Below are 23,175 nucleotides of genomic sequence, written 5' to 3' on the forward strand. Positions count from 1 at the left end.
GCCTGCCTTTTTTCATGGTCGCCCGGCGCGGCGCGCGCTCAGCAGGCGTCGAACAGGCGCTGCACGTCGCCGCGCGCGTGAATCCCGTTTGCCAGCGCGAGCATCAGCAGCACGCGCGCCTTGTACGGGTTCAGCGAACCCGCGCTCACGAAGCCGAGCGCATCGTCGTTGGCCGCGCCATTCTTCATCACGTGCCCCGAGCCGACGCGCGACGCGCGCGCGACGACCACGCCCTGCTTCACCGCATCGGCGAGCGCCGCCTGCAGCGTCGCGTGGATCGAGCCGTTGCCGGTGCCCGCGACGACGAGCCCGCGCACGCCGGCCGCCACGAGCGCATCGACCGCGGTGCGCGTGACACCCGCATAGCTGGCAACAACCTCGACCGCCGGCCATTCATTACGCATCGCCAGTTGCGAATCGCACGCGCGCGTCACGCGGCGCGCGAATTCGACGCGGCCGTCCTGCACCCAGCCGAGCGCGCCGAGTTCCGGCGATTGAAACGCATCGACCGCATAGGTGCTCGTCTTCAAGACATCGCGCGCGCCATGGATCCGGTTGTTGAACGCGACCAGCACGCCCTGCCCGCGCGCGGCCGGGTGCGCGGCGACCGTCACCGCGTTGAGCAGGTTCAGCGGGCCGTCGGACGACAGCGCGGTTGCCGGGCGCATCGCCGCGGTCAGCACGACCGGCTTGTCGCCCCGCACGGTCAGGTGCAGCGCGTAGGCCGTTTCCTCGAGCGTGTCGGTGCCGTGCGTGATCACGATGCCGTCGATCGCGTCGTCGGCCATCAGCGCGGCGATGCGCGCGGCAAGCGTGTTCCACAGCGGCAGCGCGAGATCCTTGCTGTCGATGCTGGCGACCTGCTCGGCGTCGATGCGCGCGACCGACGCGAGCGCCGGCACCGCGTCGAGCAGAAAATTGACGCCCAGCGCGCCGGCCTGGTAGCCGGCCGTGCTGGCCGCGTCGGGCGCGGCGCCGGCAATGGTGCCGCCGGTGGCGAGTACGGCGATGCGCGGCAGTGCCTGCGATGAAGGAGAAGCGGGATTCAAGGTATTCATGGGCGCGATTGTAATGGCTCGCGCGCCGCGCGGCCCGGCCCGGCGCATGCGCATCATGGTTTGTCCCGATCGCGCGGCCGGGTTTGCCGTCAACGCGGCCCGCTCCCGCCACGTTATAGGAAGTGCCGTTTCGGTGTTTTTCACATTGATTTGCCAGAATCGAAACGCGCGGCAGGATGCGTTCCCGCTATGTGTCCCGCGTCGCGACGGCGTCAATCAAACGCAATTCACCCCATGGGAGTGTCAAATGAAAATCCAATCGCTCGTGGCCGCACTGCTCGTCGGCGGCATGCTGGCTTCCCCCGCATTCGCGCAGAACAGCCAGCAGGACAAGATGAAGGCCTGTAACACCCAGGCAGCCGGCAAGACGGGCGACGCACGCAAGGCATTCATGAAGGATTGCCTGTCGGCGAAACCGGCGAAGGCGATGTCGCAGCAGGACAAGATGAAGGCCTGCAACAAGGACGCCGCCGGCAAGAAGGGCGACGACCGCAAGGCATTCATGAAGAGCTGCCTGAGCGCCCAGCCGGCCGCCTGATTCCGCCCGCGCACGCAACGATGCCGCGCACCGTTTCGACGGGCGCGGCTTTTTTGTTGCCAGTTGCACCGCCCGCCACTGATACCGGGCATACGGTGCGGCAATTCGCCGCGTTTTCTTCTATGATGGCTGCAACGCGGCCCATCCAAGCAAAAGAAGCGCCATCGGGCCGCCCTCGACAACGACGCGCGCGCCGCGTCAAACGGAGGCTTGGATGGCATGGAGACAACACCGCTGGTTCCGCCGCTGGCTGATCGTGATCGTGTTCTGGGCCGTGCCCGTCGCGATCGTCGCCGTACGCGAGATCCGCGAGGAAATGGCCTACAACAAGGCGGACCTGCAGCTCGCGCTGACCACCTGGCAGCTTACCGACGCGCAGCACGCAGCCGGCGCCGCCGCGCGCTGCCACGGCGAGCCTGACGAAGCGCGCGCGGCCGGCTGCCCCGCCGACGTGCTCGCGGCCAACGCCCCCCGCCAGCAGGCCGCGCGCGACTTCTACGTGGTGCGCCGCAACACGCTCGCGAGCTACCTGTGGCACGCCTTCGTCGGCTATTGGGTCGTGCCGGCCGCGTTCCTGTTCGCCTGCGGCGTCGTCATCGCACTGATCCGCCGCGCGCTGCGACGGCCGCCGATCAAGCCGCCGGTCGCGCATTGACGCGCGCGTGCGGCGCGTCATTTCGCCCGCCTCCCCTCCCCGCTGCATGCGGCTCGCGCTGCGTTGGCGCGTCGCGACGCGCGTTGACGATTTGACGCTTTTTCACTTCCGAACGGAAAGCACGCGTATCGCGCTGTGATATAACTTCCGACGTGATCCGCCCCCAAGCGGAAGTCACGCAACATCACCGATGGAGAAGAACGATGCAAAAACGGAATCTCGTGCTGAAAGCAGCCGCCGCGCTCATCGTCGGTAGCCTCGCGCTCACCGGATGCACCACCACCCCCGACAAGCCCGACAACGCCGCGACCAATGCGTCGAAGCGCCAGGCGATCGATTCGAGCGTCGATGCGACGCTGTCGCGCCTGTATTCGACGGTCAAGGGCTCGCGCGAGCTCGTCTCGAAATCGCGCGGCGTGCTGGTGTTCCCCGAGGTGATCCAGGCCGGCTTCATCGTCGGCGGCCAGACCGGCAACGGCGCGCTGCGCGTCGGCGGCGAGACGATCGGCTACTACAACACGTCGTCGCTGTCGGTCGGCCTGCAGGCCGGCGCGCAGTCGAAGGCGATCGTGTTCCTGTTCATGACGCAGGATGCGCTCGACGAATTCCGCAAGTCGGAAGGCTGGGCAGCCGGCGCAGGCGCATCGGTCGCGCTCGTGAAGGTCGGCGCCAACGGCGCGATCGACACGACCACGGCCACCGCGCCGGTGCAGGTCGTCGTGCTGACGAACGCGGGCCTGATGGGCGACGTGTCGATCAACGGCACGAAGGTCACCAAGCTGAAGATCTGACGCCTGCCGCCCGCGCGCCGCGCGGGCCACGATGCGCAAACGGCGATGCCCTCGCGGGCATCGCCGTTTTTTTTGCGCGTGCGCGTGCGCGGGCCTGCCGGGCCGCTCAGGTGGTCGAATCGATCACCTTGAAGCGCGCGCGCTTCTGCGCGCGGATCACCGACTGGTAGACGTCGACGTACTGCTGCGCCATCCGCCGCGACGTGAAGCGCTCCTCGAAGCGTTGGCGCACCCGCGCGCGCGGCAGAAGGTGCAGCCGGTTGACGGCCGCGACCGCGCTGATCTCGTCCTCGACGATGAAGCCCGACACGCCTTCATCGAGCACTTCCCCCACCGACCCGCGGTTGAACGCGATCACCGGCGTGCCGCACGCCATCGCCTCGATCATCACCAGGCCGAACGGCTCCGGCCAGTCGATCGGGAACAGCAATGCATGCGCGCCGGACAGGAATTCCGCCTTCTGGTGATCCGCGATCTCGCCGACGTACTCGACGTGCGGCAACGCGAACAGCGGCTTGATCTCGCGCTCGAAATACTCCTGGTCCGCCGCGTCGATCTTCGCGGCGACCTTGATCGGCAGTCCGCACTGCTGCGCGATGCGGATCGCGGTGTCGACCCGCTTTTCGGGCGAGATGCGGCCGAGGAACGCGAGATAGCGCGGCTCGACCGGCTGCGGCGTATACAGCGATTCGGGCAGCCCGTGATAGACGGTCGTCAGCCATCTCGCCTGCGGCAGCGGCTGGCGCTGCGCGTTCGAGATCGAGATCACCGGCGCGGTGTCGAAGGTATCGAACACCGGCTGCTGCTCGGGCAGGTCGAGCCGGCCGTGCAGCGTCGTCACGTAGGGCGTTTCCTGCCGGTTGAAGACCGAGAACGAGTAGTAGTCCATGTGGAAATGGAGCACGTCGAAGTCGTTCGCGCGGCGCGCCACCGTTTCCATCAGCAGCATGTGGGGCGCGATCCGGTCGCGGATCGACAGATCGAGCCGCAGCGCGCGCGGCCACACGGGCTCGAGCTTCGCGCGCGTCTGCGAATCGCCGCTCGCGAACAGCGTCACGTCGTGACCGAGGTCGACGAGCGCCTCGGTGATGTAGGACACGACGCGCTCGGTGCCGCCATACAGTTTCGGCGGCACCGATTCGGTCAGCGGGGCGATCTGGGCAATTCTCATGATCCACGTCTCCAGTGGGCCGGCGCGTCATCGGCCAAATCAAATATCTCATTATTGGCGATCCGGCGGCACCGCACCGGTCGTCTTGCATTTTATGGGTGTTGTTACAGACCGGATACATCCGTGCGCGCCGCCTGCCCCGGGTCAGCGCGACGGCCACTTCCACGGGGGCAGATCGCGCGTGTCGGCGTCCACCAGGCCGGTCGCGCCGAGCTGCTTGTCGAGCACCAGCGATTCGCAGCCGGCCTCGCGCTCCAGCGTCGCGATCAGCCGCGCCGCATGCGACACGACGATCACCTGCGAATGCCGCGCGGCCTGCGCGATCAGGCGGCCGAGCGCCGGCAGCAGGTCCGGGTGCAGGCTCGTTTCCGGTTCGTTCAGCACCATCAGCGCGGGCGGCCGCGGCGTCAGCAGCGCCGCCGACAGCAGCAGGTAGCGCAGCGTGCCGTCCGACAGCTCGGCGGCCGCCAGCGGCCGCAGCAGCCCCGGCTGGCGCATCAGCACCTCGAAGCGGCCGCGGCCGCCCGGGTTGTCGATCTCGACCGATGCGCCGGGAAACGCGTCGTCGATCGCCGCATCGAGCGCCGACGGGTCGCCGATCTCGCGGATCGTCTGCAGCGCGGCGGCCAGATCGGCGCCGTCGTCCGCGAGCACCGGCGTGTGGGTGCCGATGTGCGACTGCCGGGCCGGTGCCTGCGCGTCGGTGCGGAAATGGTCGTAGAAGCGCCACGAGCGGATCCGCTCGCGCACCGCGATCATCTCCGGCGCGCCGGTCGGATCGGCGAATTCGGTCATCATGCTGTCGAAGCTCGCAACCGGCTGCGGAACGGTCAGCCAGTCGCCGGACGCGCCGCGCGCGCGGATCTGCGCGCCCTGCCGGTCGACCAGCAGCGTCGACGGCCGCAGCGCCGGCCCGCTCCAGATGCATTCGCGCTTGACGACCGGATCGAGCCCGAAGGCCGACCCGCTGTTCGGAACCGGCAGCCCGAGATCGATCGCATAGCCGAAATCGTCGCTCGCGAAGCCGAGCTTCAGGCTCACCGGCCCCGAGCGCACCGTGCCCGTGACGGGCACCTCGCCCGCCAGCATCGCCCGCGAGAAGCGCTCGGGGCCGGCCCACAGCGTCGACGGCAGCCCGCCCTCGCGGGCCAGCGACGGAATCACGCGGCCCTGCGCGGTGTCGGCCAGCAACCGCAGCGCGCGGTACACGCTCGACTTGCCGCTGCCGTTCGGCCCCGTCACGACGTTCAGCGCCGCGAGCGGCACGATCAGCTCGCGCAGCGAGCGGTAGTTGGCGATGGCGAGCGTATGGAGTGCCGGCATGGATCGGTTCGGGTCAGCGTCCGTCGACGGCCTGCGGGTCGGCCGCGGTGTTCGCCGCCGTGCTGGCGGCAGGCGCCCGCTCGTGCGGACGTTCGGGGTTCGGTGCGTCGGGCGCCGATGCGTGCGGATACAGCTCGGTGCGGCTGCGCGGCAGGCACTGCGGATAATGCGCGTGGAGGTACGCGATCAGCCCTTCGCGCACGCGGCAGCGCAGGTCGAAGCACTGCGACGAATCGGCCGCGCTCACGAGCGCCCGCAACTGCATCGTGCGCTCGGTCGCGTCGGTCACCTGCAGCACCTGCACGCGGCCGTCCCACTCGGGCGCGGCGTGCACGAGGCGCGCGAGCTCGTCGCGCAGCGGCGCGAGCGGCGTGCGGTAATCGACGGACAGGAACACCGTGCCGATGATCTCCGAGCTGTTGCGCGTCCAGTTCGCGAACGGGTTCTCGATGAACCACTGCAGCGGCACGACGAGGCGCCGCTGGTCCCACAGGCGCACCGACACGTAGGTGCCGGTGATCTCCTCGATGCGCCCCCACTCGCCCTGGATCACGACCACGTCGTCGAGCCGGATCGGCTGCGTCAGCGCGATCTGCAGGCCCGCGATCAGGTTGCCGAGCACCGGGCGCGCGGCGATGCCGGCGACGAGGCCCGCGACCCCGGCCGACGCGAGCAGGCTCGCGCCGACCTGGCGTACGTTCGGGAAGGTCATCAGCGCGGCGCCGGTGCCGATGATCACGATCAGCACCATCACGGTGCGGGACAGCACGCGCGCCTGCGTGTGGATGCGGCGCGCCTGCAGGTTGTCGGCGGTATCGATCGGATGCGCGTCGATGATCGCCTCGCCGACCGCCGCCACGAGCCGCACCAGCAGCCAGGTCAGCGCGACGATCGTGCCGACGGCCGCCGCGGTGCGCATCCCGCGCACGAACGACATGCCTTCGTCGGCCTGCAACCACACGAATTCGAGCGCGAGCAGCGCGAGCGTGACGAGCGACGGCCGGTCGATGTAGCGCAGCACCACGCTCATCATCGGATATGGGCTCGCGATGCGCTTGACGATGCGCGCGCCGACGCGGTGCGCGGCCGTGCCGACCAGCACGACGACGGCCGACACGATCAGCGTGCCGAGCCACGAATGCAACGGCGCATCGGCGATGCGCTGCAGTTCCTCGAGTGAAATCATCGGCGCCTGAGCTTCTTCGGTTATGACGCGCTCATGCGCGTCGTCCTGGATGCATCGGCGACGCCCGGGCGCGGCACCGGCCCGGGCACGGCTTCAGGTCAGCTGCCGCCCCTGCAGGGGAACGCCTTGCCGAGGCCGAGCGACACCGCGGTGCTCGCGTTGTAGTCGGCCAGCTTCGGATTTTCCGCGATGTACTTGCGCACCGCGTCGGTCATCTGCTGCGCCTTGATGTCGGGCGGCAGGCAGAAATACTGGCCGACGCGCGGCCCGGTCGTGCCGCCGATCGCGTCGATGGTGTTGTAGACGCCGTCGGCGGCGCCCTCGATATAGGCCGCGCACGACGCCCGCGACTTGACGTCCGTCTTCGCGCACAGCCGGTCGAGATCCGCGCCCGTGAACGCCGCCGCCGACAACGGCACGGCAAACGCCGCGGCACAAAACATAGCCCGCAACATGGTGTTCCTTATGTCAATGCGGCCCGCAGGCCGCCCGCTGCATGACCGGCGCGGGCTCCGCCGCGCCGCAAAACCGTCATTTTGCACTCTTTTGGGCGTCGCCCGGCGCCGATGCGCCGACGCGCTCCGTGCGCTTGCTCAGGATGTCGATCGCATCCGGCGCCTTGTAGTGCTTCGCGAACTCCAGCGCGGTGATGCCGAGCTGGTTCTTCACCTGCGGATCGGCGCCCTGGTCGAGCAGCAGGTTGACCGTCGACCCGTGGTTGCCGCGCGCCGCCATCATCAGCGGCGTGGTGCCGTTCGGCGACGCGGTGTCGATGTACGCGTCGTGATCGAGCAGCACCTTGACGACCGCGTCCTGGCCGTTGGTGGCCGCATAGTGCAGCGGCGCCCAGCCCTTCTTGCTGACTTCCGCGCCCTTGTCGATCAGCAGCTTCACGAGGCCGACGTCGCCGTTCAGCGACGCGAGCATCAGCGCGTTCTCGCCCGCCTTGTCTTCCTTCTCGAGGTCGATCTTCGGCGCCGCGGCCAGCGCCGCCGCGACCTTGTCGGATTTCTCGCGCGCGGCGATCACGAGCAGCGGATCGCCGTTCGGCGCGACCGTGTTCGGATCGAGGCCATTCTTCAGCTGCTTGCCGATGTCGGCGATGTCGTCGAACTTGACCGCCTTGACGAGCGCGTCGAGCGATTCCGCGTGCGCGCCGATGGCCGCGAACAGCCCGCCGGCGACGAGTGCGGCCGCGACGAGCGCGCGTTTCGGCAGATGGTTGGTCGGCTGGGTCATTGTTGTGGGCTCCTTCCCTGGGTTGTCGGCTGCGCCGCGCCGCCGTCAGCGGGCAATCTTGAACAGCCGGAAAAAGTTCTGCGTGGTCGCGTCGGCCAGCGCTTCGACGGCGATGCCGCGCTCGGACGCGATAAAGCGTCCGACATGGCTGACGTACGCAGGTTCATTCGGCTTGCCGCGATACGGCACCGGCGCGAGGTACGGCGAATCGGTCTCGATCAGCAGCCGGTCGAGCGGCACGCGGCGCGCGACGTCCTGCACGTCGGTCGCGTTCTTGAACGTGACGATCCCCGACAGCGAGATGTGGAAGTTCTGCGCAAGCGCCTGCTCGGCGACCGGCCAGGGCTCGGTGAAGCAGTGCATCACGCCGCCCGGCACCGCCGCACGCTCCTCGGCCATGATCCGCAGCGTGTCCTCCGACGACGAGCGCGTGTGGATGATCAGCGGCTTCATCGTCGCGTGCGCGGCGCGGATGTGCGTGCGGAACCGCTCGCGCTGCCATTCCATGTCGGCGATCGAGCGGCCTTCGAGCCGGTAGTAGTCGAGGCCCGTCTCGCCGATCGCGACGACCTTCGGGTGCGCGGCCAGCTCGACGAGCTCGGCGAGCGTCGGCTCCCGCGCGTCCTCGTGATCGGGATGGACGCCGACCGACGCGTACACGTTGTCGTGCGCGTCCGCGATCGCGAGCACGTCCGGCAGGGTCTCGAAATCGACCGACACGCACAGCGCGTGCGTGACGTCGTGCGCGCGCATGTTCTCGAGCACGGCCGGCAGGCGGTCGGCGAGCCCCTTGAAATTGATGTGGCAATGAGAATCGACGAACATCGTGTTTCCTGAATACGGTTGACAGGCGACGGCTAAGCGCCCGATGCGCGGCCGTCCAGCCGCTTCCCGACGATCACGAGATCGCGCTCGACGCCGTCGAGCACGGCCACGCGCGGCAGATGCCCCCAGCGCTCGAAGCCGAAGCGCGCGAACAGCTTCAGGCTCGCTTCGTTGTGCCCGAAGACGAAGCCGAGCGCCGTGTCGACGCCGAATTCGGGCGCGCGCGCGAGCGCCGTGTCGAGCAGCCGCGTGCCGAGCCCCTTGCCGCGCGCCGCCTCGTCGAGATAGATGCTGATCTCGGCGGTGCGACGGTACGCCGGCCGGCCGTAGAAATCCGAGTAGCTGAGCCACGCGATCACGCGCCCGGCCTCCTCGACCACCCACAGCGGCCGCGTGCGCGGGCCGTGCGCGGCGAACCACGCCCGCCGGCTGTCGACGCTGACGGGCTCGAGATCGGCCGTGACCTGGCGCGACGCGACCGTCGAGTTGTAGATCGCGACGATCGCCGGCAGATCGGCCTCGGTCGCATCACGATAGAAATCGGTCATCGCACGTCCACCCGGACTTCAAACCCCAAGATCCATCCCGCGCTCACGCGAACATGTCCCGGTAGCCGAGAAACAGTTCCTCGAACACCAGCCGCGCGTTGAGCGGATGGTTTTCCACCATGCGCTGACGCGTCACGGCCTTCATGAAGCGCGCGAACGCGTTCGCGTCGAGCGCGCTTGCGCAGCGCGCGAGCGCCGGCGCATGCGTCGGGAAATAGCGCGGCTCGCCGGCCATCCGCTGGGCGAGCAGGTCGTACAGCCAGCGCTGCAGCCAGCCGAGCACGAGCGGCATCGGCAGCTTCTGCAGCGCCTCGCCGCACGCGAACGGGTCGCACCCCGCGCCCGCCGCGAGCTGGCCGAGCGTGAAATCGCGCAGCGGCCGGTTCTCGTCGCTCGCGAGCGCGAGCGCCGCGAGCGGCGCGCCGCCCGCCTCGGCGAGCAGCGCCGGCGCGTCGGCGACGCCCTGCGCGGCGAGCCACGCGGCAGCGGCCTCGGGCGCGGGCACCGTCATCGGCCATTGCCGGCACCGGCTGATGATGGTCGGCAGCAGGCGGTCGATGCGCGCCGATACGAGCAGGAACACGACGCCCGGCGGCGGCTCCTCGAGCGTCTTCAGCAGCGCGTTCGACGCGGCGACGTTCAGCGCCTCGGCCGGATACAGCACGACGACGCGCGCGCCGCCGCGGTGCGAGCCGACGCCACAGAAATCCAGCAGCGCGCGCACCTGCTCGATCTTGATCTCCTTGCTCGGTGCGCGGGTCTTCTTGCCGCCGTCGTCCGCGTCCGCGGGCTTGCCGGCATCCTCCGCCGCGCCCGGCGCCTCGCCGGCGAGCGCTTCCGGCAGCACGATCCGGTAGTCCGGATGGTTGCCCTGCGCGAACCAGTTGCACGCCGCGCACGCGCCGCACGGCTCGCCGTCCGGCTGCGGCGTTTCGCACAGAAAACCCTGCGCGAGATGCTGCGCGAAGCGCAGCTTGCCGATGCCGGCCTGGCCGTGCAGCAGCAGCGCATGCGGCCATTGCGCGCGCAACTGCTGCAGGCGGTTCCAGTCGTCGGTTTGCCACGGATAGATCATGTGCGTCCTTGGTCGGGGCTTACAGCGCGGCGAGCACGCCTTCGAGCTGCTTGCGGATGTCGGGGATCGCCTGCGTCGCGTCGACGATCGCGAAGCGGTGCGGCGCCTCTTCCGCACGCCGCAGGTATTCGCCGCGCGTGCGCGCGAAGAACGCGTCGGATTCGCTCTCGAACTTGTCGGGCATCCGCGCCGCGCCGCGCCGCTCGCTCGCGACCTGCGGCGCGACATCGAACAGCACCGTCAGGTCCGGCTGGAAGCCGCCCTGCACCCAGCGCTCGAGCGCCTCGAGCTTGTCGCGCGGCAGCCCGCGGCCGCCGCCCTGGTACGCGAAGGTCGCGTCGGTGAAGCGGTCGGATACGACCCAGTCGCCGCGCGCGAGCGCCGGCTCGATCACGAGCGCGAGGTGCTCGCGCCGCGCGGCGAACATCAGCAGCGCCTCGGTCTCGAGGTCCATCGGCTGGTTCAGCAGGATCTCGCGCAGCTTCTCGCCGAGCTGCGTGCCGCCCGGCTCCCGCGTGACGACGACCTGCCGGCCGGCGCCGGCCAGCTTGCCCTGCAGACGTTCGCAAAACCAGTTCAGGTGGGTGGTCTTCCCCGCCCCGTCGATGCCTTCGAACGTGATGAATTTCCCGCGCGCCATTATTGACCTCGTATGTATTTGTCCACGGCCTTGTTGTGATCGCCGAGCGTATCGGAGAACACGCTCGTGCCGTCGCCCTTCGCGACGAAGTAGAGCGCGCTCGTCGTCGCCGGATTGATCGCCGCCTGCAGCGCCGCGACGCCGGGCAGTGCGATCGGGGTCGGCGGCAGCCCGCGCCGGGTGTACGTATTGTAGGGAGTGTCGGCCTGCAGGTCGCGCTTGCGCAGGCGGCCGTCGTACGCGTCGCCGAGCCCGTAGATCACCGACGGATCGGTCTGCAGCGGCATGCCGATGCGCAGCCGGTTCGCGAACACGGCCGCGACGAACGAGCGGTCGGCCGCATGCCCGGTTTCCTTCTCGACGATCGACGCGATCGTCAGCGCTTCGTAAGGCGTCTTGTACGGCAGGCCCGGCGCACGCGCCGCCCAGGCCTCGTCGAGGCGCGTCTGCATCAGGCGATACGCGCGCCGGTAGATGTTCAGGTCGCTCGTGCCCTTGTCGAACAGGTAGGTGTCCGGAAAGAACAGCCCTTCGCCGCTGCCTCGCCGGACCGTGCCGTCCGGCGCGCCGATCGCGCGCAGCAGGTCGGCGTCGCTCATGCCGGCCGTCGTGTGCACGAGATCCGGATTGCCGTCGAGTTCCGCGCGCATCCGCTTGAAGGTCCAGCCTTCGATCACGGTCGCGACGAATTCGTTGACGTCGCCGCGCGCGATCTTCTGCAGCACCTCGTACGGCGTGACGCCGGTCTTGAACTCGTAGTTCCCGGACTTGAGCTGGCTCGACAGGCCGAGCACGCGCGTCATCGCGACGAAGACGAACGGCTGGACCGGCACGCCGCCGCGCTTCAATTGCTGCGCGACGCTCTTCACGCTGCTGCGCGGCTTGATCGTGACGTCGAGCGACGCGGCGCCGAGCAGCAGCGGCCGGGTCGCCCAGTAATACACGCCGCCGACGCCGGCGCCGGCCGCAACGACGGCCGCCACCGCGACCGTCGCGACGCATTTCTTCAGTAGGGACAGCACAATGGGTGTTTGACTTTAAAGCGGTAAATCGCTGATTTTCAACAGAAAGTCGCTCGACGGCGAGCCGTGGGGCCGGCCGCGTTCGTGGATTCCCGGGGGTGTTGAGCCCTGTATTGTATCGATGTGGGCACGCTTTGGTCAGCGCATCGCGCCGCGACGCGCCCGCAATGCTGCGCGGCCGGCCCGGCGCACATGACATCGCCATGCCTTGCCGCACAAGGCCCTGACACGCGTCACACAAGCCTCACTCCAGTAAGGGCATGCCAAACGCGACTTCGGCAAGGCCCATATAATGTTCGTTCGCCTACGCCAAAGTCGGAATCGACTGTTCCCTCATTCCATGAGCACTCCGTTCGCCTCAACGGCCGCCCCGGCTGCCGCCCCCGCATCGCTCCCCGTCTTTCCCCGCCCGCCGGCCGCCGATTTCGACGCGGCGGGCGCATACATGCTGCTTCCGCAATTCGGCGTGATCGACGTCGCGGGCGACGACGCGGCCACCTTCCTGCACAGCCAGCTGACCAACGACATCGAGCACCTCGACCCCGCGAGCGCGCGGCTCGCCGGCTACTGTTCGCCGAAGGGCCGCCTGCTCGCGTCGTTCCTCGCATGGCGCGCCGGCCACGACGTGCGCCTGCTGGTGTCGAAGGACGTGCAGGCCGCGGCGCAGAAGCGGCTGTCGATGTTCGTGCTGCGCGCGAAGGCCAAGCTGACGGATGCCAGCGGCGCGCTCGCCGTGGTCGGCTTCGCCGGCGACGTGCGCGCGGCGCTGTCGGGCATCTTCGACGCGCTGCCGGACGGCGTGCACGTGAAGGTCGACGGCCCCGCCGGCGCGCTGATCCGCATGCCGGACGCCGCCGGCAAGCCGCGCTATCTGTGGATCGGCCCGCGCGCGGAGGTCGACGCGCGCCTCGCCGCGCTCGACGGCAAGCTGCCGGCCGTATCGCCGGCCGTGTGGGACTGGCTCGACGTCCGCGCGGGCGAACCGCGCGTCACGCAGCCGGCGGTCGAGCAGTTCGTGCCGCAAATGATCAATTTCGACGTGATCGGCGCGGTGAACTTCCGCAAGGGCTGCTATCCGGGCCAGGAGATCGTCGCCCGCAGCCAGTATCGCGGCACGATCAAGCGCCGCACGGCGCTCGCACACGTCGCGGGCGACACCGATGCGGTGCACGCCGGCATCGAACTGTTTCACAGCGACGACCCCGGCCAGCCGTGCGGGATGATCGTCAATGCGGCGGCCGCGCCGGCCGGCGGTGTCGACGCGCTGGTCGAGATCAAGCTCGCCGCGCTGGACAGCGGCAGCGTGCATCTCGGCGCGGCGGACGGCCCGGCGCTCGCGTTCGAGCCGCTGCCGTACGCATGGCCGACGGAAGTGTGACCCTTTCCCCCCTTCGTACGCCGGCCTTCGCTTCACGGCCGGCGCCCGAGGTTTCAAGCGAGAGATTCGCCCGATGTGTCTGATTGCCTTCGACTGGCAGCCTGATGCCGCCGCCGGTCCCGTGTTCACCCTTGTCGCCAACCGTGACGAGTTCTTCCGCCGCACCAGCGCGCCGCTGTCGTGGTGGGAAGAAGCGCCCGGCGTGCTGGCCGGCCGCGATCTCGAAGCCGGCGGCACGTGGCTCGGCGTATCGCGCGACGGGCGTTTCGCCGCGCTGACGAACTATCGTGCGCCGTTCGACATCCGCGCGGGCGCACCGACCCGCGGCAAGCTCGTGTCCGACTACCTGAGCGGCCCGCCTGCCGCGCCGCTCGACTATCTCGCGCGGCTCGCCGAGCACGCGGCGGTGTACAACGGCTTCAACCTGCTGGTCGGCGACTGGAAGCGGCGCGAGCTCGCGTGGTTCTGCAACCGCGCGGCCGAAGGCGCGAGCGGCGTCGACGCGCCCGCGCGCGTGCCCGCCGGCGTGCATGCGCTGTCGAACGCGCGGCTCGACACGCCCTGGCCGAAGGTGGTGCGCAAGCGCGCCGAACTCGGCACGCGGCTGACCGATGATCCGGCCCCGCCGCTCGACGACCTGATCGCGATGATGCGCGACCCGCACATCGCCGCCGACGACGCGCTGCCGCACACGGGCATTCCGCTCGAGCGCGAGCGCGCGCTGTCGGCCGCGTTCATCGAGACGCCGGAGTACGGCACGCGCGGCACCACCGCGCTGCGCGTCACGATGAAGGAAGGGGTGCGGCTGACGGTCGAGATCAAGGAACGCTGCGACGACGACGGTTCGCACCGCATCGTCCGGCCCGGCGCGTTCGAGCGCGCGTTCACGTTCGACATCGACGCGGCACAGGCGCGCTGACGCACCGCCATCGCACGCTCACGGCGCGCGCGTCATTTCGACGTGCGGCACGCCGATCTCGACGAACGGATCGCCGATCGCCGTGAAGCCGTGCCGGACGTAGAACGGCACGGCGGCTGCCTGCGCATAGAGCCGCACGAGCGGCTCGCCGCGGCGCCGCGCCTCGTCCATCAGCGCGCACAGCACCGCGGAACCGGCGCCCTGCCCGCGCGCGCCGGCCAGCACCGCGACGCGGCCGATCGTGCCCGACGGCAGCAGCCGCCCGGTCGCGATCGCGCAACGCGTGCCCGCCGCGGCGTCGAACCGGTAGGCGACCGCATGGCGCGACAGTGGATCGTCGTCGTCGAGTTCCCATTCCGGCGGAATGCGCTGCTCGCGCACGAACACCGCGTCGCGAATGCGCGCGGCGTCGCCGCCGAGCCTCGCCCAGTCGCCCGTCTCTACCACGCAGTCCGCCATATGCGCCCTCCGCGCGGCCGTGCCGCCGTCAGATCTCGTCGAATGCCGCCTTCAGCGCCGCCACCGCATCCGCGTGCGCGGCGCGCACCTCGGGCACGAAGCCGCCCATCTTGAAGAATTCGTGAATCATCCCCGCGTAGCAGGTCAGCGTGACGGGAACACCCGCCGCGCGCAGCTTGTCCGCATACGCGGCGCCCTCGTCGCCGAGCGGATCGTATTCGGCGGTCGCGATCCACGCGGGCGCGACGCCCGCGAACGACGGCGCGCCGCGGGTGCCGTCGAGCGGCGCGAACCGCCAGTCGTCGCGGTCGGACGGCTCGCGCAGGTATTGCGAGAAGAACCACTGGATCGTGTCCTGCGACAGCAGGTAGCCGTTCGCGAGCCGCGCGTGCGAATCGGTCTGCTGATGGCCGGTCACGCCCGGATAGATCAGCAGCTGCAGCGCGAGCCGGATGCCCGCGTCGCGCGCCAGCGCCGCGCAGACGGTTGCGAGCGTGCCGCCCGCGCTGTCGCCGCCGATCGCGAGCCGCGCCGCGTCGATGCCGAACGCGACGGCCTCGCGATGCAGCCAGCGCAGTGCGTCGTCCGCATCGTTCACCGCGGTCGGAAACTTGTGTTCGGGCGCGAGCCGATAGTCGACCGACAGCACCGCGCATTGCGCATCGCGCGCGAACATCCGGCACAGCGCGTCGTGCGTGTCGACGCTGCCCACCGTGAAACCGCCGCCGTGGTAATAGACCAGCGCCGGCAGCGGCTCGGCGAGGCTCGGCGCGACCGGCAGGTAGAGGCGCGCGCCGATCGAGCGGCCGTCGCGGGTCGGCACGACGCAATCGTCGACCGAATGCATCGGCGCGGGCATCACGTCGAGGATCGGCGCGCTCTTCTCGTAGGCCGCGCGCGCCTGCTGCGGCGTCTGGTGATGATAGGACGGACGTTTCGCGCGCTCGACCATGTCGAGTATCTGGGCGATCTTCGGATTCAGCGGCATCGAAATACCGGCGCCTGCGCGGCGCCGCTCACGGACAAGCGTCGTATGATGCCACGCCCGCGTCAGACGAGCTGGACGAGCTGCTTGCCGAAATTGTGGCCCTTCAGCATCCCTAGGAAGGCTTCCGGCGCACGCTCGAGCCCGCACGCGATCGACTCGCGGTAATGCAGCTGCTTCGTCGCGACGAGCTCCGTCAGCTCCGCGAGCGCCGGCGGCCATGCGTCCGGATGCTCGAACACGATGAAACCCTGCATTCTCAGCCGCGAGCGCAGGATCAGCGCGGGATTCGTCAGCGGCGCGCTCGCGCCGTCGTAGGCTGCGATCATCCCGCACACGGCGATGCGGCCGAACGCGTTCATGCGGGCCATCGTCGCGTCCAGCACCGCGCCGCCGACGTTCTCGAAGCAGCCGTCAACGCCGTCGGGCGTCGCGGCCGCGAGATCGTCGACGAGCCGGCCGGCCTTGTAGTCGACGCATGCGTCGAAGCCGAGCGTGTCGACGACGTAGCGGCATTTGTCGGGGCCACCCGCGATGCCGACCGCGCGACACCCGGCGCGCTTCGCGAGCTGGCCGACGACGCTGCCGACCGCGCCGCTCGCGGCGCTGACGACCACCGTCTCGCCGGCGTTCGGCACGATGATCCGGTTCAGCCCGTACCACGCGGTGACACCCGGCATCCCGGTTACGCCGAGGCAAGCCGACAGCGGCACACGCGACGTGTCGACCTTGCGCAGCCCGTGTCCGTCGGACGTGCCGTATTCCTGCCAGCCGAGGGTGCCGACCACGCGATCGCCGACCGCGAAGCCCGGATGCCGCGACTCGATCACCTCGCCCGCCGTGCCGCCGATCATCACCTCGTCGAGCGGCTGCGGTTCCGCGTACGACTTCGCGTCGCTCATGCGGCCGCGCATGTACGGATCGAGCGACAGGAAATGGTTGCGCACGCGCACTTCGCCGCTGGCGAGCGGTGCAAGCGGCGTCTCCACGAGCCGGAAGTTGTCGACGCTCGCCGCGCCCTGCGGACGCGACACGAGCAGGATCTGACGATTGACGACGCTCATCGCTGCCTCCTGTCGACCCGAGCCGGCGCTTCAGCGCCGACGCGGGCCCCATGCCCTGCAGCGCGCTGCAGCCCGCCGCAGGAAGAAAAACGGCCCTGCCGGACCGGCAGGGCCGCGCATTGCCGGCTTACGCGTCGCTCGGGCCCGGATGGGCATCCGGCGCGGTGCGGCTGCGCTGCCGCTTGATGTCGCGCCCGACCGCGAGCCGCCGCATGTACTTGAACGTGCCGAGCGCCTTCGCGACGAAATGGCCTTCGCTGTCGCGCACCTCGCCTTCACAGTACGCCATCGTCGTCGAGCGGTGCATCACGCGCCCGTAGGCGCGCAGCTCGCCGCTGCCCGGCTGCATGAAGTTCACCTTCATCTCGACCGTGACGACCCCGACGCCGTCGTCGGTCAGGCTGCGCGCGGCCATCGCGAGCGCGACGTCCGCGAGCGTCATCGTCACGCCGCCGTGCGCGATGCTCCATGTGTTCATGTGGCGCGCGTCGAGCGGCAGCAGGATCTCGCTCTTGCCGTCCTTCGCGGACACGAGCTGCACGCCGAGCAGGTCGACGAACGGGCTCTCGATCGACGGACCGTCCGTCTGCGGTGCCGCGTCGCTCATTGCGCTGCGTCGACCAGATAGTCGATGCACTGGCGCGCTTCGCGCACCGCGCCGATGAACTTCTTCACTTCCTCGTGCACCGGATGCACCTGGTAGGCATCGAGGGCGGCCTGGTCGACGAAGTCCGAGACCAGCACGACGTCGTAGGTGGCTTCGAGGCCCGGCGTCGCGAGGCCGACTTCGAGATGAAGGATACCCGGCACGATGTTGCGGCACGCGTCGAGCTTGTCCTTGAGCCTGAGCGCGTTTTGCGCGCGCGTCGCGCCTTCCGCCGTTTCCTTCAACTTCCACATGACAATATGTCGAATCACTTCGTTCGCTCCAGTTCGTGATGGTTCGCCAATTCGGTCGATATCCTTGCTGGCCGGGCATTTCCCGGCACTTCGCCGTTCGCCCGCGTTCGCTGAAAATCGTGTGCAGCCGAGAAAAAAGCGGGTATCAAAGCGGGTATCATTTCACACTCCCAACAACGATACCCGCTTTTTCACCGTGCCACTTACCGACGTCAAGATTCGGCAGGCGAAGGCAACCACCAAGCCTACCAAACTTACCGACACCAATGGACTGTATCTTGAGGTGCGCCCGTCCGGCTCCAAGCTTTGGCGATACCGATACAGGATTGCCGGGAAGGAAAACCTGTTCGCGATCGGCGAATATCCCGCTGTCAGCCTCCAAGACGCTCGCCGGGCGCGAGATGATGCTCGTGCGCTCGTCAAGAAGGGCTTGCACCCCTCTCATGCACGGCAGGAAGTGCTTTCCAAGACCATCAACGAAGGCAAAGCAACTTTTCGCGCCGTCAGCGATGAATGGTTGGCAAAGAAGAAGAAAACTTGGACAGAGCGCCACTACGGCGAGATTTTGCGCATGCTCGAGGCCGATGCGTATCCCTATATCGGCAGTCGCCCCATGCGCTCGATAACAGCTCATGACGTACTTTCCCTGGTTCGCAGAGTCGAAGAGCGCGGCTCCCCATCCGTCGCGATCAAACTGCGCCAGTACGTGTCAAATGTATTTCAGTACGCGGTTATCACCTTGCGCGCCGACTCGGACCCCGCATCTGTTTTGCGTGGATCCGTTGTTAAACCACCGACTGAGAATGCCCGACCACTGAGTCGGGACGAGCTGAAGGCTCTGTTTCGGCAGTTCCCCACCTATAAGAGCAAGCGCACCGTGATTGCTATCCGGCTGCTGCTGCTCCTTTTCCCACGCACTATTGAGCTTTGTAGAGCGCAGTGGGAGGAAATCGACCTTGCCTCCGCCGAGTGGAAGGTTCCGCCAGAAAAGATCAAATCTCGGCGGCAGCACATCGTTCCATTGCCGCAACAGGCACTGACCCTGCTGCGCGAGCTGCAGGAGATGTACGGCGGCCGCGGATACATCCTGCCCATTCTTCACAGCAATCGAAAGCTTCCCCATATGAGCCGAGCGACGATCAACAGGGCAATCGATTATATGGTGCCGGACAATCCTGAGCCGATCACCGGCCACGACTTTCGAGCCACAGCGTCCACATACCTTCACGAAATGGGCTGGAAGGACGAAGTCGTTGAAATGCAGCTTTCACACAAGGACAAGGACAAGACGCGCTCCACATACAATCACGCAAAGTACCTCCCCGAGCGCCGGGAAATGATGCAAGCTTGGGCAGACTGGCTTAGCGAAGTTGAAGAAGAAGCGCTGGCCAGCGGATAGGCCGTCAGCGCCTGATGATGCATCGGTCTTTTCGCCTTCACTGACAAGGCCTCGGCCGGACAGTTACGCTAAAAAAAATGCGCTCGACCCTTTTGGAATCAAGCGCTCCCGACCCGGAACAGTCACTCGAACCAACGCACGCAGGATGAGGACCTCTCGACCTTTGCCAACGTTCGAACTCCGCCGCACCGTGTTCCGCACGCCGCATCCAAGCATTGCCTCGAAAGATCGGCGTCGTCGCGTAGCAACATCGCCACAAAAACTGCGACCGTGTCCGGTTTTCGCGGGGGCCGGCCCAGTCGCAGCCATGCTCATTCAACCCGAGATTAAAGGGTCGAATTAGCGATTGTTACTATCGAGCCTGCAACTCACACTAGATATTGTGGTGCACAACAAATTTTTCTTCCTATTTAGTGCACACCCTAACATCTGAGGGTTAGTTTGCGGTAGTGTTTACCTGTGGTTGGCCACCGGTGTAAGAAGTGCGGGGTAACCACGTGGTCAGCCGCCGAGTTTTTCTGAGTGAGGCGACTGTTTCTTGGGTGCTGCGCGACAGATGTTGGCAAATTGCCGGCGTCAATCTGTTGAGCATATTTAGGAATATTAAGTAATGGCTGAGAAACTGAAACCTGGACAAAGCGCGCCGAGATCTGGCGAGTATGGAATCGTGGGCCCACGAGGTGGCCAGACCGGTGAGGAGCGAACGGCAGTGAAAGGCAAGCCAATGCCGCCGACACCAAAGCCCGGACAGAGCTATACGATGGATCGCCCCGCCCACAATGGCGCAGGGAAGCCCAAAAAGTAAGTGCAAGCGACCGAGACGAGCGTCATCACGAGCTCGTCTCTTAGTTGAAGTTCCTTGCGAGCGGCCCGTGCTGGCCAATACAAAGGAGCAACTGATGCTGAAGGGCCTAGATAAACTGACGCGGCAGTTCGACGAAGCTTCCCGAGCGTTCAAGTCGCTTGACGGGGAGATTGCCACAGTCCGCGTCGTGCCCGGAGACGAGGCGAGCGTGCAGGCAGCGATTCGCGAAATGGAAGCTGCCATTGACCAGAAAGCCGCCCCATACCTGGGCAATCCGCTGGTAGACCCGGTAGTCAAGCAGCTCAAAGTCAAGTATCGCGAACACATCATCAAACGTAGCCAGGGGCAGGCATGAAGCGCGACATGGACCTGATTCGCGAGCTGCTGCTCAAGCTCGAGGCGTTACCGATGCGCATGGGCGGCATCGTCGTCATTCCCCCCGACACCGAAGAAATCCAGGTGGACGAGTACACGGTCGAACAGATTGACTACCACCTGTCGCTAATCAGGGAGGCGGGTCTAGTTGAGACCGGAGGCGCAAGGCCCGTAGCCGGGATTGGTTTTCGCCGCCTAAGCTGGGCTGGGCACGACTTTCTGGATTCGATCCGCAGCCCGGAGGTGTGGGCCAAGACCAAGGCGGGAGCGCTTGCTGCCGGCGGGTTCACGATGGAACTGCTGGGAGACTTGGCCAAAGGCTTTATCAAGAAGCAGATCGAGGATCGCACAGGTGTAAAACTCTGACCTCGCCCAGTCATAACCACAACCATGCCCGCGATGGGTAACGATTTCCGGAGAGGTCGCCCCGTAGTTCAGGGGATGGAATGAGAGGCGAAAGCCTTGTCCAGCAAGCCTCCCGCCCCATGCTTTAGTAAATCTGTAGCACACGAAAATGCCCGCTCGTATTCGGAGCATCGGTTGCCACGCACTGCCTCGCGCGCCCGCTATGCTGGGGCGCCCCGCCATACTACGGCAGGTCTTTCTTTGATTTCGGCTTGCACCGTCCTCACTTGATGGTCACTTGATGCAGTGGTACCAGCAAACCGTTTCGTCACCCGTCACGGAACACGTAATGATGTGACAGGGTTGCTTTTCGAGAAGCTGAGGATTTTTTGCGGGATGCTGATTCTGGAAGGCCGCCTGTATCTGCGCGTGTTCCGCAACAGTGAAACGGGACTCGTGAATTCCAGCTGGCACCTTTTCCGGGCTCTCCACTTTATGAAAGACAAACTTCATGGTGGAAGAGCTATCTGTAGTAGCCATGTTCTTAACTCCTTTGGTTCGGCACTAGACCATGGGACAACACTCTATGCAGCACTCCAAATACGATTTCACCGGCTGCACATTGCAGTTAAGAACAAGAAGTCGGCAAAAGCCAGAAGGTTCCCCGAAGATCGCTGGATGGGGGCGCGAGCGAATGCCTTCAAGGTAGTGGGCTGAATTGAGCCAATTCACGGCCTCCGGAATGATATTTGCGGACGCCACACGTCGTGGGCGTCCAAAGCATCTGCCGGGCGAGACCCCGACCCAGCGACTATCGTCGACGCGGGCTAGCGGTCCCCGCCACAGGGCGGTCGAATACCTGGAAAAAAGAGCGCGAATCAGTGACCTCGGGCCAGCCCTCAATGAGCGCCGCACGCCCGCTCAAACAGCAGAATGTCTGGATGCGAGCAACTCTCGCTCCAGTTCCGACCATATCGACTTGAAGAGCAATCGGCACATGGCCCGCCACACACCGCCGGTTGCGCGATAGTAGGCTGAAGATTGCTGCTTGGCGAGCCAGCCACTGATATCCCGTAGCACTTGGTCCCCATCAAATCCGGTCCACACTGCGGGTGCCGGCGACAAGCCGTTACCGCCCAATACGGGGGCCACCTCGTCGAAGTAGGTTCGCTTCAACTCCGCATCCGTCATGTTCGGACAATGCTGAACCAGTGAGTCTGCGATGCCCCTATAGTCCACCTCGTTATCGACGAACAAGTCCGACATCGTGAGCCAGCAATTCTGTCGCTCGATTGTGCCTATCGAATCTGCCATTTCATGAACTCTCGCAGTTCTTCCTGATACAGCTCGTTTCCCTTTTCCGCCAAGTGTGCGCCCGCAAGGCTACCAGCGGCAATCAACACGAACGCACATATCGGCGCACCAGGACCGCAAACCGTCGACACGGCTGCGCCCGTGAGTGCGCCGCCAAGCAATGAGCCGCCAATAATCGAGCCCTGCCGGTTGATCTCCTGAACTTTGTCGTCCGATGTCGCAACCTTATAAAGGGCCAGTATCGCAGTCATGGCCGTGAACACCTTACCGGTTGCCGCGAGTTTGGTGGCCAATCCGCTGAACTTGACACTGTCGCGGCCACTTGCATCAATGATCGCGTAGTACACCTTCGCGCGCTGCTCCGCGTTCAATCGATCGAATGCACTTGGCGAGCGCCCTTCGACGATATTAGTCACATATTGCTTCAACTCGAACACAGACATTTTCTTTGCCGCCGGTTCAGTCTGCAGGACGCTATACCGCTCTAGCAGAAATCGCTCAGAAAGCCCCTCCTTCTTGTGGCGCTCGGCCACCGCGAGAGTGCCAGCCGACGTTGCTGCGCGAGTCTCCTTCATAATCTGGTTGCGCAGCGTTTGAGCGAACCGAACGCCCTCCTCGAGGCCGACACGGCCTGCGGCCACCTCCGCACGTACCAACTTCGGAACCTCGGCAATTTGGCGCATGTACTCTTGGCGGAATTTCGCGTCCTGGATGAAGTCGACGGCAATCTTCTGCGCCGCAGCTTCGAACTGCTGAAGTGATTTCTCGAGCAACCCATCTAGTTGGTGTTGCTGATTCACTGGATAGGATCCAGTGTAGTGAATCGAATCGTCGTCGTTCGTCGCGATTGCAGGATACTCGTGGGGCATGTCGGGCCTCTTATGTTGTCAGGGTATCGGCGTAGGAGTCGAAGAACGTGCCACTCGACTCATCGGCATCTGCCGACACCGTGACCCGCTGACATACCTTGCCCGACGGGTTCTCGAAACGCACCGTATTTTGATGATCAAAGGTACCGGCCGCAGTTGTGCCGTCATGACCTGCCCCCGGTTTTAGTCCGAACTGCAGTTAGAGTCCGAGGTTAAAAACTGCTGCTTCGCGTCGTGCGCCCGGGCGAACTGCGCAGGCGTCAGATAGCCGAGCGAACTATGAGGCCGCTCG

27 protein-coding genes are annotated in these 23,175 nt (G+C 66.6%); 9 read left to right on the top strand and 18 right to left on the bottom strand.

Features of this window, described 5'->3' with window-relative positions; all coding sequences use genetic code 11:
* Positions 1-38 precede the first annotated feature (38 nt).
* Entirely contained in the window at positions 39-1,058 is a 1,020-nt protein-coding gene (locus HWY45_RS31320; protein WP_059882749.1) for an asparaginase, read from the bottom strand.
* 247 nt (positions 1,059-1,305) lie between these two features.
* Here HWY45_RS31320 and HWY45_RS31325 point away from each other — a divergent pair, with 247 nt between their 5' ends.
* The 3 genes from HWY45_RS31325 (at position 1,306) to HWY45_RS31335 (ending at position 3,042) form a co-directional block, all read left to right on the top strand.
* On the top strand, positions 1,306-1,596 hold the full coding sequence (locus HWY45_RS31325; RefSeq protein ID WP_059567326.1) for a PsiF family protein: 291 nt from the start codon (positions 1,306-1,308) through the stop codon (positions 1,594-1,596).
* A gap of 214 nt (positions 1,597-1,810) precedes the next feature.
* Positions 1,811-2,251 carry a hypothetical protein gene (locus HWY45_RS31330; protein WP_059567327.1) on the top strand — a complete coding sequence of 147 codons (441 nt, stop codon included), beginning with the start codon at positions 1,811-1,813 and terminating at the stop codon, positions 2,249-2,251.
* 203 nt (positions 2,252-2,454) lie between these two features.
* On the top strand, positions 2,455-3,042 hold the full coding sequence (locus tag HWY45_RS31335; RefSeq protein WP_059567328.1) for a BPSL1445 family SYLF domain-containing lipoprotein: 588 nt from the start codon (positions 2,455-2,457) through the stop codon (positions 3,040-3,042).
* A gap of 106 nt (positions 3,043-3,148) precedes the next feature.
* On the opposite strand, the gene HWY45_RS31340 is transcribed toward HWY45_RS31335, so the two are convergent.
* The 10 genes from HWY45_RS31340 to mltG form a co-directional block, all read right to left on the bottom strand.
* Entirely contained in the window at positions 3,149-4,213 is a 1,065-nt protein-coding gene (locus HWY45_RS31340) for a glycosyltransferase family 4 protein (protein WP_059567330.1), read from the bottom strand.
* A gap of 144 nt (positions 4,214-4,357) precedes the next feature.
* A complete protein-coding gene (locus HWY45_RS31345; RefSeq protein WP_059567333.1) occupies positions 4,358-5,536 on the bottom strand; it encodes an AAA family ATPase in 1,179 nt (392 codons plus the stop codon).
* Between the two features lie 13 nt (positions 5,537-5,549).
* Positions 5,550-6,722 (bottom strand): mechanosensitive ion channel family protein, encoded by a 1,173-nt coding sequence (locus tag HWY45_RS31350; protein WP_059809459.1) that lies wholly within the window; start codon positions 6,720-6,722, stop codon positions 5,550-5,552.
* Positions 6,723-6,820: 98 nt separating this feature from the next.
* Complete coding sequence (locus HWY45_RS31355; protein ID WP_026044649.1) at positions 6,821-7,177, bottom strand: Rap1a/Tai family immunity protein; 357 nt, start codon at positions 7,175-7,177, stop codon at positions 6,821-6,823.
* Between the two features lie 76 nt (positions 7,178-7,253).
* Complete coding sequence (locus tag HWY45_RS31360) at positions 7,254-7,961, bottom strand: ankyrin repeat domain-containing protein (RefSeq protein WP_059567335.1); 708 nt, start codon at positions 7,959-7,961, stop codon at positions 7,254-7,256.
* Between the two features lie 45 nt (positions 7,962-8,006).
* A complete protein-coding gene (locus tag HWY45_RS31365) occupies positions 8,007-8,786 on the bottom strand; it encodes a TatD family hydrolase (protein ID WP_059567336.1) in 780 nt (259 codons plus the stop codon).
* 32 nt (positions 8,787-8,818) lie between these two features.
* The gene (locus HWY45_RS31370; protein WP_059882750.1) at positions 8,819-9,334 is read right to left on the bottom strand and encodes a GNAT family N-acetyltransferase; all 516 of its coding nucleotides are present in this window, start codon (positions 9,332-9,334) and stop codon (positions 8,819-8,821) included.
* 43 nt (positions 9,335-9,377) lie between these two features.
* Positions 9,378-10,409: a DNA polymerase III subunit delta' gene (locus HWY45_RS31375; RefSeq protein WP_059567340.1), complete on the bottom strand. Its 1,032-nt coding sequence runs from the start codon at positions 10,407-10,409 to the stop codon at positions 9,378-9,380.
* A 19-nt stretch (positions 10,410-10,428) separates the two neighbouring features.
* A complete protein-coding gene (gene tmk, locus HWY45_RS31380; RefSeq protein WP_017331988.1) occupies positions 10,429-11,049 on the bottom strand; it encodes a dTMP kinase in 621 nt (206 codons plus the stop codon).
* On the bottom strand, positions 11,049-12,068 hold the full coding sequence (gene mltG / locus HWY45_RS31385) for an endolytic transglycosylase MltG (RefSeq protein ID WP_059809829.1): 1,020 nt from the start codon (positions 12,066-12,068) through the stop codon (positions 11,049-11,051). The genes tmk and mltG overlap by 1 nt, the downstream gene beginning before the upstream one ends.
* A gap of 343 nt (positions 12,069-12,411) precedes the next feature.
* On the opposite strand from mltG, the gene ygfZ reads away from it, so the two are divergent.
* Together ygfZ and HWY45_RS31395 are read left to right on the top strand one after the other, a co-directional pair.
* On the top strand, positions 12,412-13,449 hold the full coding sequence (gene ygfZ / locus HWY45_RS31390) for a CAF17-like 4Fe-4S cluster assembly/insertion protein YgfZ (protein WP_059809461.1): 1,038 nt from the start codon (positions 12,412-12,414) through the stop codon (positions 13,447-13,449).
* Positions 13,450-13,522: 73 nt separating this feature from the next.
* On the top strand, positions 13,523-14,368 hold the full coding sequence (locus HWY45_RS31395) for an NRDE family protein (RefSeq protein WP_059567346.1): 846 nt from the start codon (positions 13,523-13,525) through the stop codon (positions 14,366-14,368).
* Positions 14,369-14,386: 18 nt separating this feature from the next.
* On the opposite strand, the gene HWY45_RS31400 is transcribed toward HWY45_RS31395, so the two are convergent.
* The 5 genes from HWY45_RS31400 to HWY45_RS31420 form a co-directional block, all read right to left on the bottom strand.
* Positions 14,387-14,827 (bottom strand): GNAT family N-acetyltransferase, encoded by a 441-nt coding sequence (locus HWY45_RS31400; RefSeq protein ID WP_059809466.1) that lies wholly within the window; start codon positions 14,825-14,827, stop codon positions 14,387-14,389.
* A gap of 28 nt (positions 14,828-14,855) precedes the next feature.
* Positions 14,856-15,815, bottom strand: a complete 960-nt coding sequence (locus HWY45_RS31405; protein ID WP_059882752.1) for an alpha/beta hydrolase — start codon at positions 15,813-15,815, stop codon at positions 14,856-14,858.
* A gap of 62 nt (positions 15,816-15,877) precedes the next feature.
* Positions 15,878-16,876 carry an NADP-dependent oxidoreductase gene (locus HWY45_RS31410; RefSeq protein ID WP_059882753.1) on the bottom strand — a complete coding sequence of 333 codons (999 nt, stop codon included), beginning with the start codon at positions 16,874-16,876 and terminating at the stop codon, positions 15,878-15,880.
* A gap of 127 nt (positions 16,877-17,003) precedes the next feature.
* The gene (locus HWY45_RS31415) at positions 17,004-17,483 is read right to left on the bottom strand and encodes a PaaI family thioesterase (RefSeq protein ID WP_059567354.1); all 480 of its coding nucleotides are present in this window, start codon (positions 17,481-17,483) and stop codon (positions 17,004-17,006) included.
* Positions 17,480-17,794, bottom strand: coding sequence for a Dabb family protein (locus HWY45_RS31420; protein WP_059567356.1), 315 nt, complete (start codon positions 17,792-17,794; stop codon positions 17,480-17,482). Before HWY45_RS31420 ends, HWY45_RS31415 begins: the two co-directional genes overlap by 4 nt.
* A 46-nt stretch (positions 17,795-17,840) precedes the next feature.
* Between HWY45_RS31420 and HWY45_RS31425 the strand changes: the two genes are divergently transcribed.
* The 4 genes from HWY45_RS31425 to HWY45_RS31440 all read left to right on the top strand — a co-directional run bounded on the left by HWY45_RS31425 (position 17,841) and on the right by HWY45_RS31440 (position 21,417).
* Positions 17,841-19,175 (top strand): tyrosine-type recombinase/integrase, encoded by a 1,335-nt coding sequence (locus HWY45_RS31425; protein WP_230946814.1) that lies wholly within the window; start codon positions 17,841-17,843, stop codon positions 19,173-19,175.
* A gap of 872 nt (positions 19,176-20,047) precedes the next feature.
* Positions 20,048-20,335, top strand: a complete 288-nt coding sequence (locus tag HWY45_RS31430) for a hypothetical protein (RefSeq protein WP_059882757.1) — start codon at positions 20,048-20,050, stop codon at positions 20,333-20,335.
* Complete coding sequence (locus HWY45_RS31435; protein WP_059882758.1) at positions 20,332-20,721, top strand: DUF2513 domain-containing protein; 390 nt, start codon at positions 20,332-20,334, stop codon at positions 20,719-20,721. The genes HWY45_RS31430 and HWY45_RS31435 overlap by 4 nt, the downstream gene beginning before the upstream one ends.
* Positions 20,722-21,096: 375 nt before the next feature.
* The gene (locus tag HWY45_RS31440; RefSeq protein WP_150999324.1) at positions 21,097-21,417 is read left to right on the top strand and encodes a hypothetical protein; all 321 of its coding nucleotides are present in this window, start codon (positions 21,097-21,099) and stop codon (positions 21,415-21,417) included.
* A gap of 204 nt (positions 21,418-21,621) precedes the next feature.
* On the opposite strand, the gene HWY45_RS31445 is transcribed toward HWY45_RS31440, so the two are convergent.
* Entirely contained in the window at positions 21,622-22,014 is a 393-nt protein-coding gene (locus HWY45_RS31445; RefSeq protein WP_425129140.1) for a DUF7079 family protein, read from the bottom strand.
* Positions 21,999-22,883, bottom strand: a complete 885-nt coding sequence (locus HWY45_RS31450; protein ID WP_150999320.1) for a hypothetical protein — start codon at positions 22,881-22,883, stop codon at positions 21,999-22,001. The genes HWY45_RS31445 and HWY45_RS31450 overlap by 16 nt, the downstream gene beginning before the upstream one ends.
* Positions 22,884-23,175: the final 292 nt, after the last annotated feature.

It is taken from the genome of Burkholderia stagnalis (genome assembly GCF_902830275.1).
GTDB lineage: Bacteria > Pseudomonadota > Gammaproteobacteria > Burkholderiales > Burkholderiaceae > Burkholderia > Burkholderia stagnalis.

Bases quoted from the DNA above. Each gene is read 5' to 3' on its own strand.
- HWY45_RS31320 (WP_059882749.1), bottom strand. From the start codon at position 1,058: ATGAATACCTTGAATCCCGCTTCTCCTTCATCGCAGGCACTGCCGCGC.
- HWY45_RS31325 (WP_059567326.1), top strand. From the start codon at position 1,306: ATGAAAATCCAATCGCTCGTGGCCGCACTGCTCGTCGGCGGCATGCTG.
- HWY45_RS31330 (WP_059567327.1), top strand. From the start codon at position 1,811: ATGGCATGGAGACAACACCGCTGGTTCCGCCGCTGGCTGATCGTGATC.
- HWY45_RS31335 (WP_059567328.1), top strand. From the start codon at position 2,455: ATGCAAAAACGGAATCTCGTGCTGAAAGCAGCCGCCGCGCTCATCGTC.
- HWY45_RS31340 (WP_059567330.1), bottom strand. From the start codon at position 4,213: ATGAGAATTGCCCAGATCGCCCCGCTGACCGAATCGGTGCCGCCGAAA.
- HWY45_RS31345 (WP_059567333.1), bottom strand. From the start codon at position 5,536: ATGCCGGCACTCCATACGCTCGCCATCGCCAACTACCGCTCGCTGCGC.
- HWY45_RS31350 (WP_059809459.1), bottom strand. From the start codon at position 6,722: ATGATTTCACTCGAGGAACTGCAGCGCATCGCCGATGCGCCGTTGCAT.
- HWY45_RS31355 (WP_026044649.1), bottom strand. From the start codon at position 7,177: ATGTTGCGGGCTATGTTTTGTGCCGCGGCGTTTGCCGTGCCGTTGTCG.
- HWY45_RS31360 (WP_059567335.1), bottom strand. From the start codon at position 7,961: ATGACCCAGCCGACCAACCATCTGCCGAAACGCGCGCTCGTCGCGGCC.
- HWY45_RS31365 (WP_059567336.1), bottom strand. From the start codon at position 8,786: ATGTTCGTCGATTCTCATTGCCACATCAATTTCAAGGGGCTCGCCGAC.
- HWY45_RS31370 (WP_059882750.1), bottom strand. From the start codon at position 9,334: ATGACCGATTTCTATCGTGATGCGACCGAGGCCGATCTGCCGGCGATC.
- HWY45_RS31375 (WP_059567340.1), bottom strand. From the start codon at position 10,409: ATGATCTATCCGTGGCAAACCGACGACTGGAACCGCCTGCAGCAGTTG.
- tmk (WP_017331988.1), bottom strand. From the start codon at position 11,049: ATGGCGCGCGGGAAATTCATCACGTTCGAAGGCATCGACGGGGCGGGG.
- ygfZ (WP_059809461.1), top strand. From the start codon at position 12,412: ATGAGCACTCCGTTCGCCTCAACGGCCGCCCCGGCTGCCGCCCCCGCA.
- HWY45_RS31395 (WP_059567346.1), top strand. From the start codon at position 13,523: ATGTGTCTGATTGCCTTCGACTGGCAGCCTGATGCCGCCGCCGGTCCC.
- HWY45_RS31400 (WP_059809466.1), bottom strand. From the start codon at position 14,827: ATGGCGGACTGCGTGGTAGAGACGGGCGACTGGGCGAGGCTCGGCGGC.
- HWY45_RS31405 (WP_059882752.1), bottom strand. From the start codon at position 15,815: ATGCCGCTGAATCCGAAGATCGCCCAGATACTCGACATGGTCGAGCGC.
- HWY45_RS31410 (WP_059882753.1), bottom strand. From the start codon at position 16,876: ATGAGCGTCGTCAATCGTCAGATCCTGCTCGTGTCGCGTCCGCAGGGC.
- HWY45_RS31415 (WP_059567354.1), bottom strand. From the start codon at position 17,483: ATGAGCGACGCGGCACCGCAGACGGACGGTCCGTCGATCGAGAGCCCG.
- HWY45_RS31435 (WP_059882758.1), top strand. From the start codon at position 20,332: ATGAAGCGCGACATGGACCTGATTCGCGAGCTGCTGCTCAAGCTCGAG.
- HWY45_RS31440 (WP_150999324.1), top strand. From the start codon at position 21,097: ATGCTGATTCTGGAAGGCCGCCTGTATCTGCGCGTGTTCCGCAACAGT.
- HWY45_RS31445 (WP_425129140.1), bottom strand. From the start codon at position 22,014: ATGGCAGATTCGATAGGCACAATCGAGCGACAGAATTGCTGGCTCACG.
- HWY45_RS31450 (WP_150999320.1), bottom strand. From the start codon at position 22,883: ATGCCCCACGAGTATCCTGCAATCGCGACGAACGACGACGATTCGATT.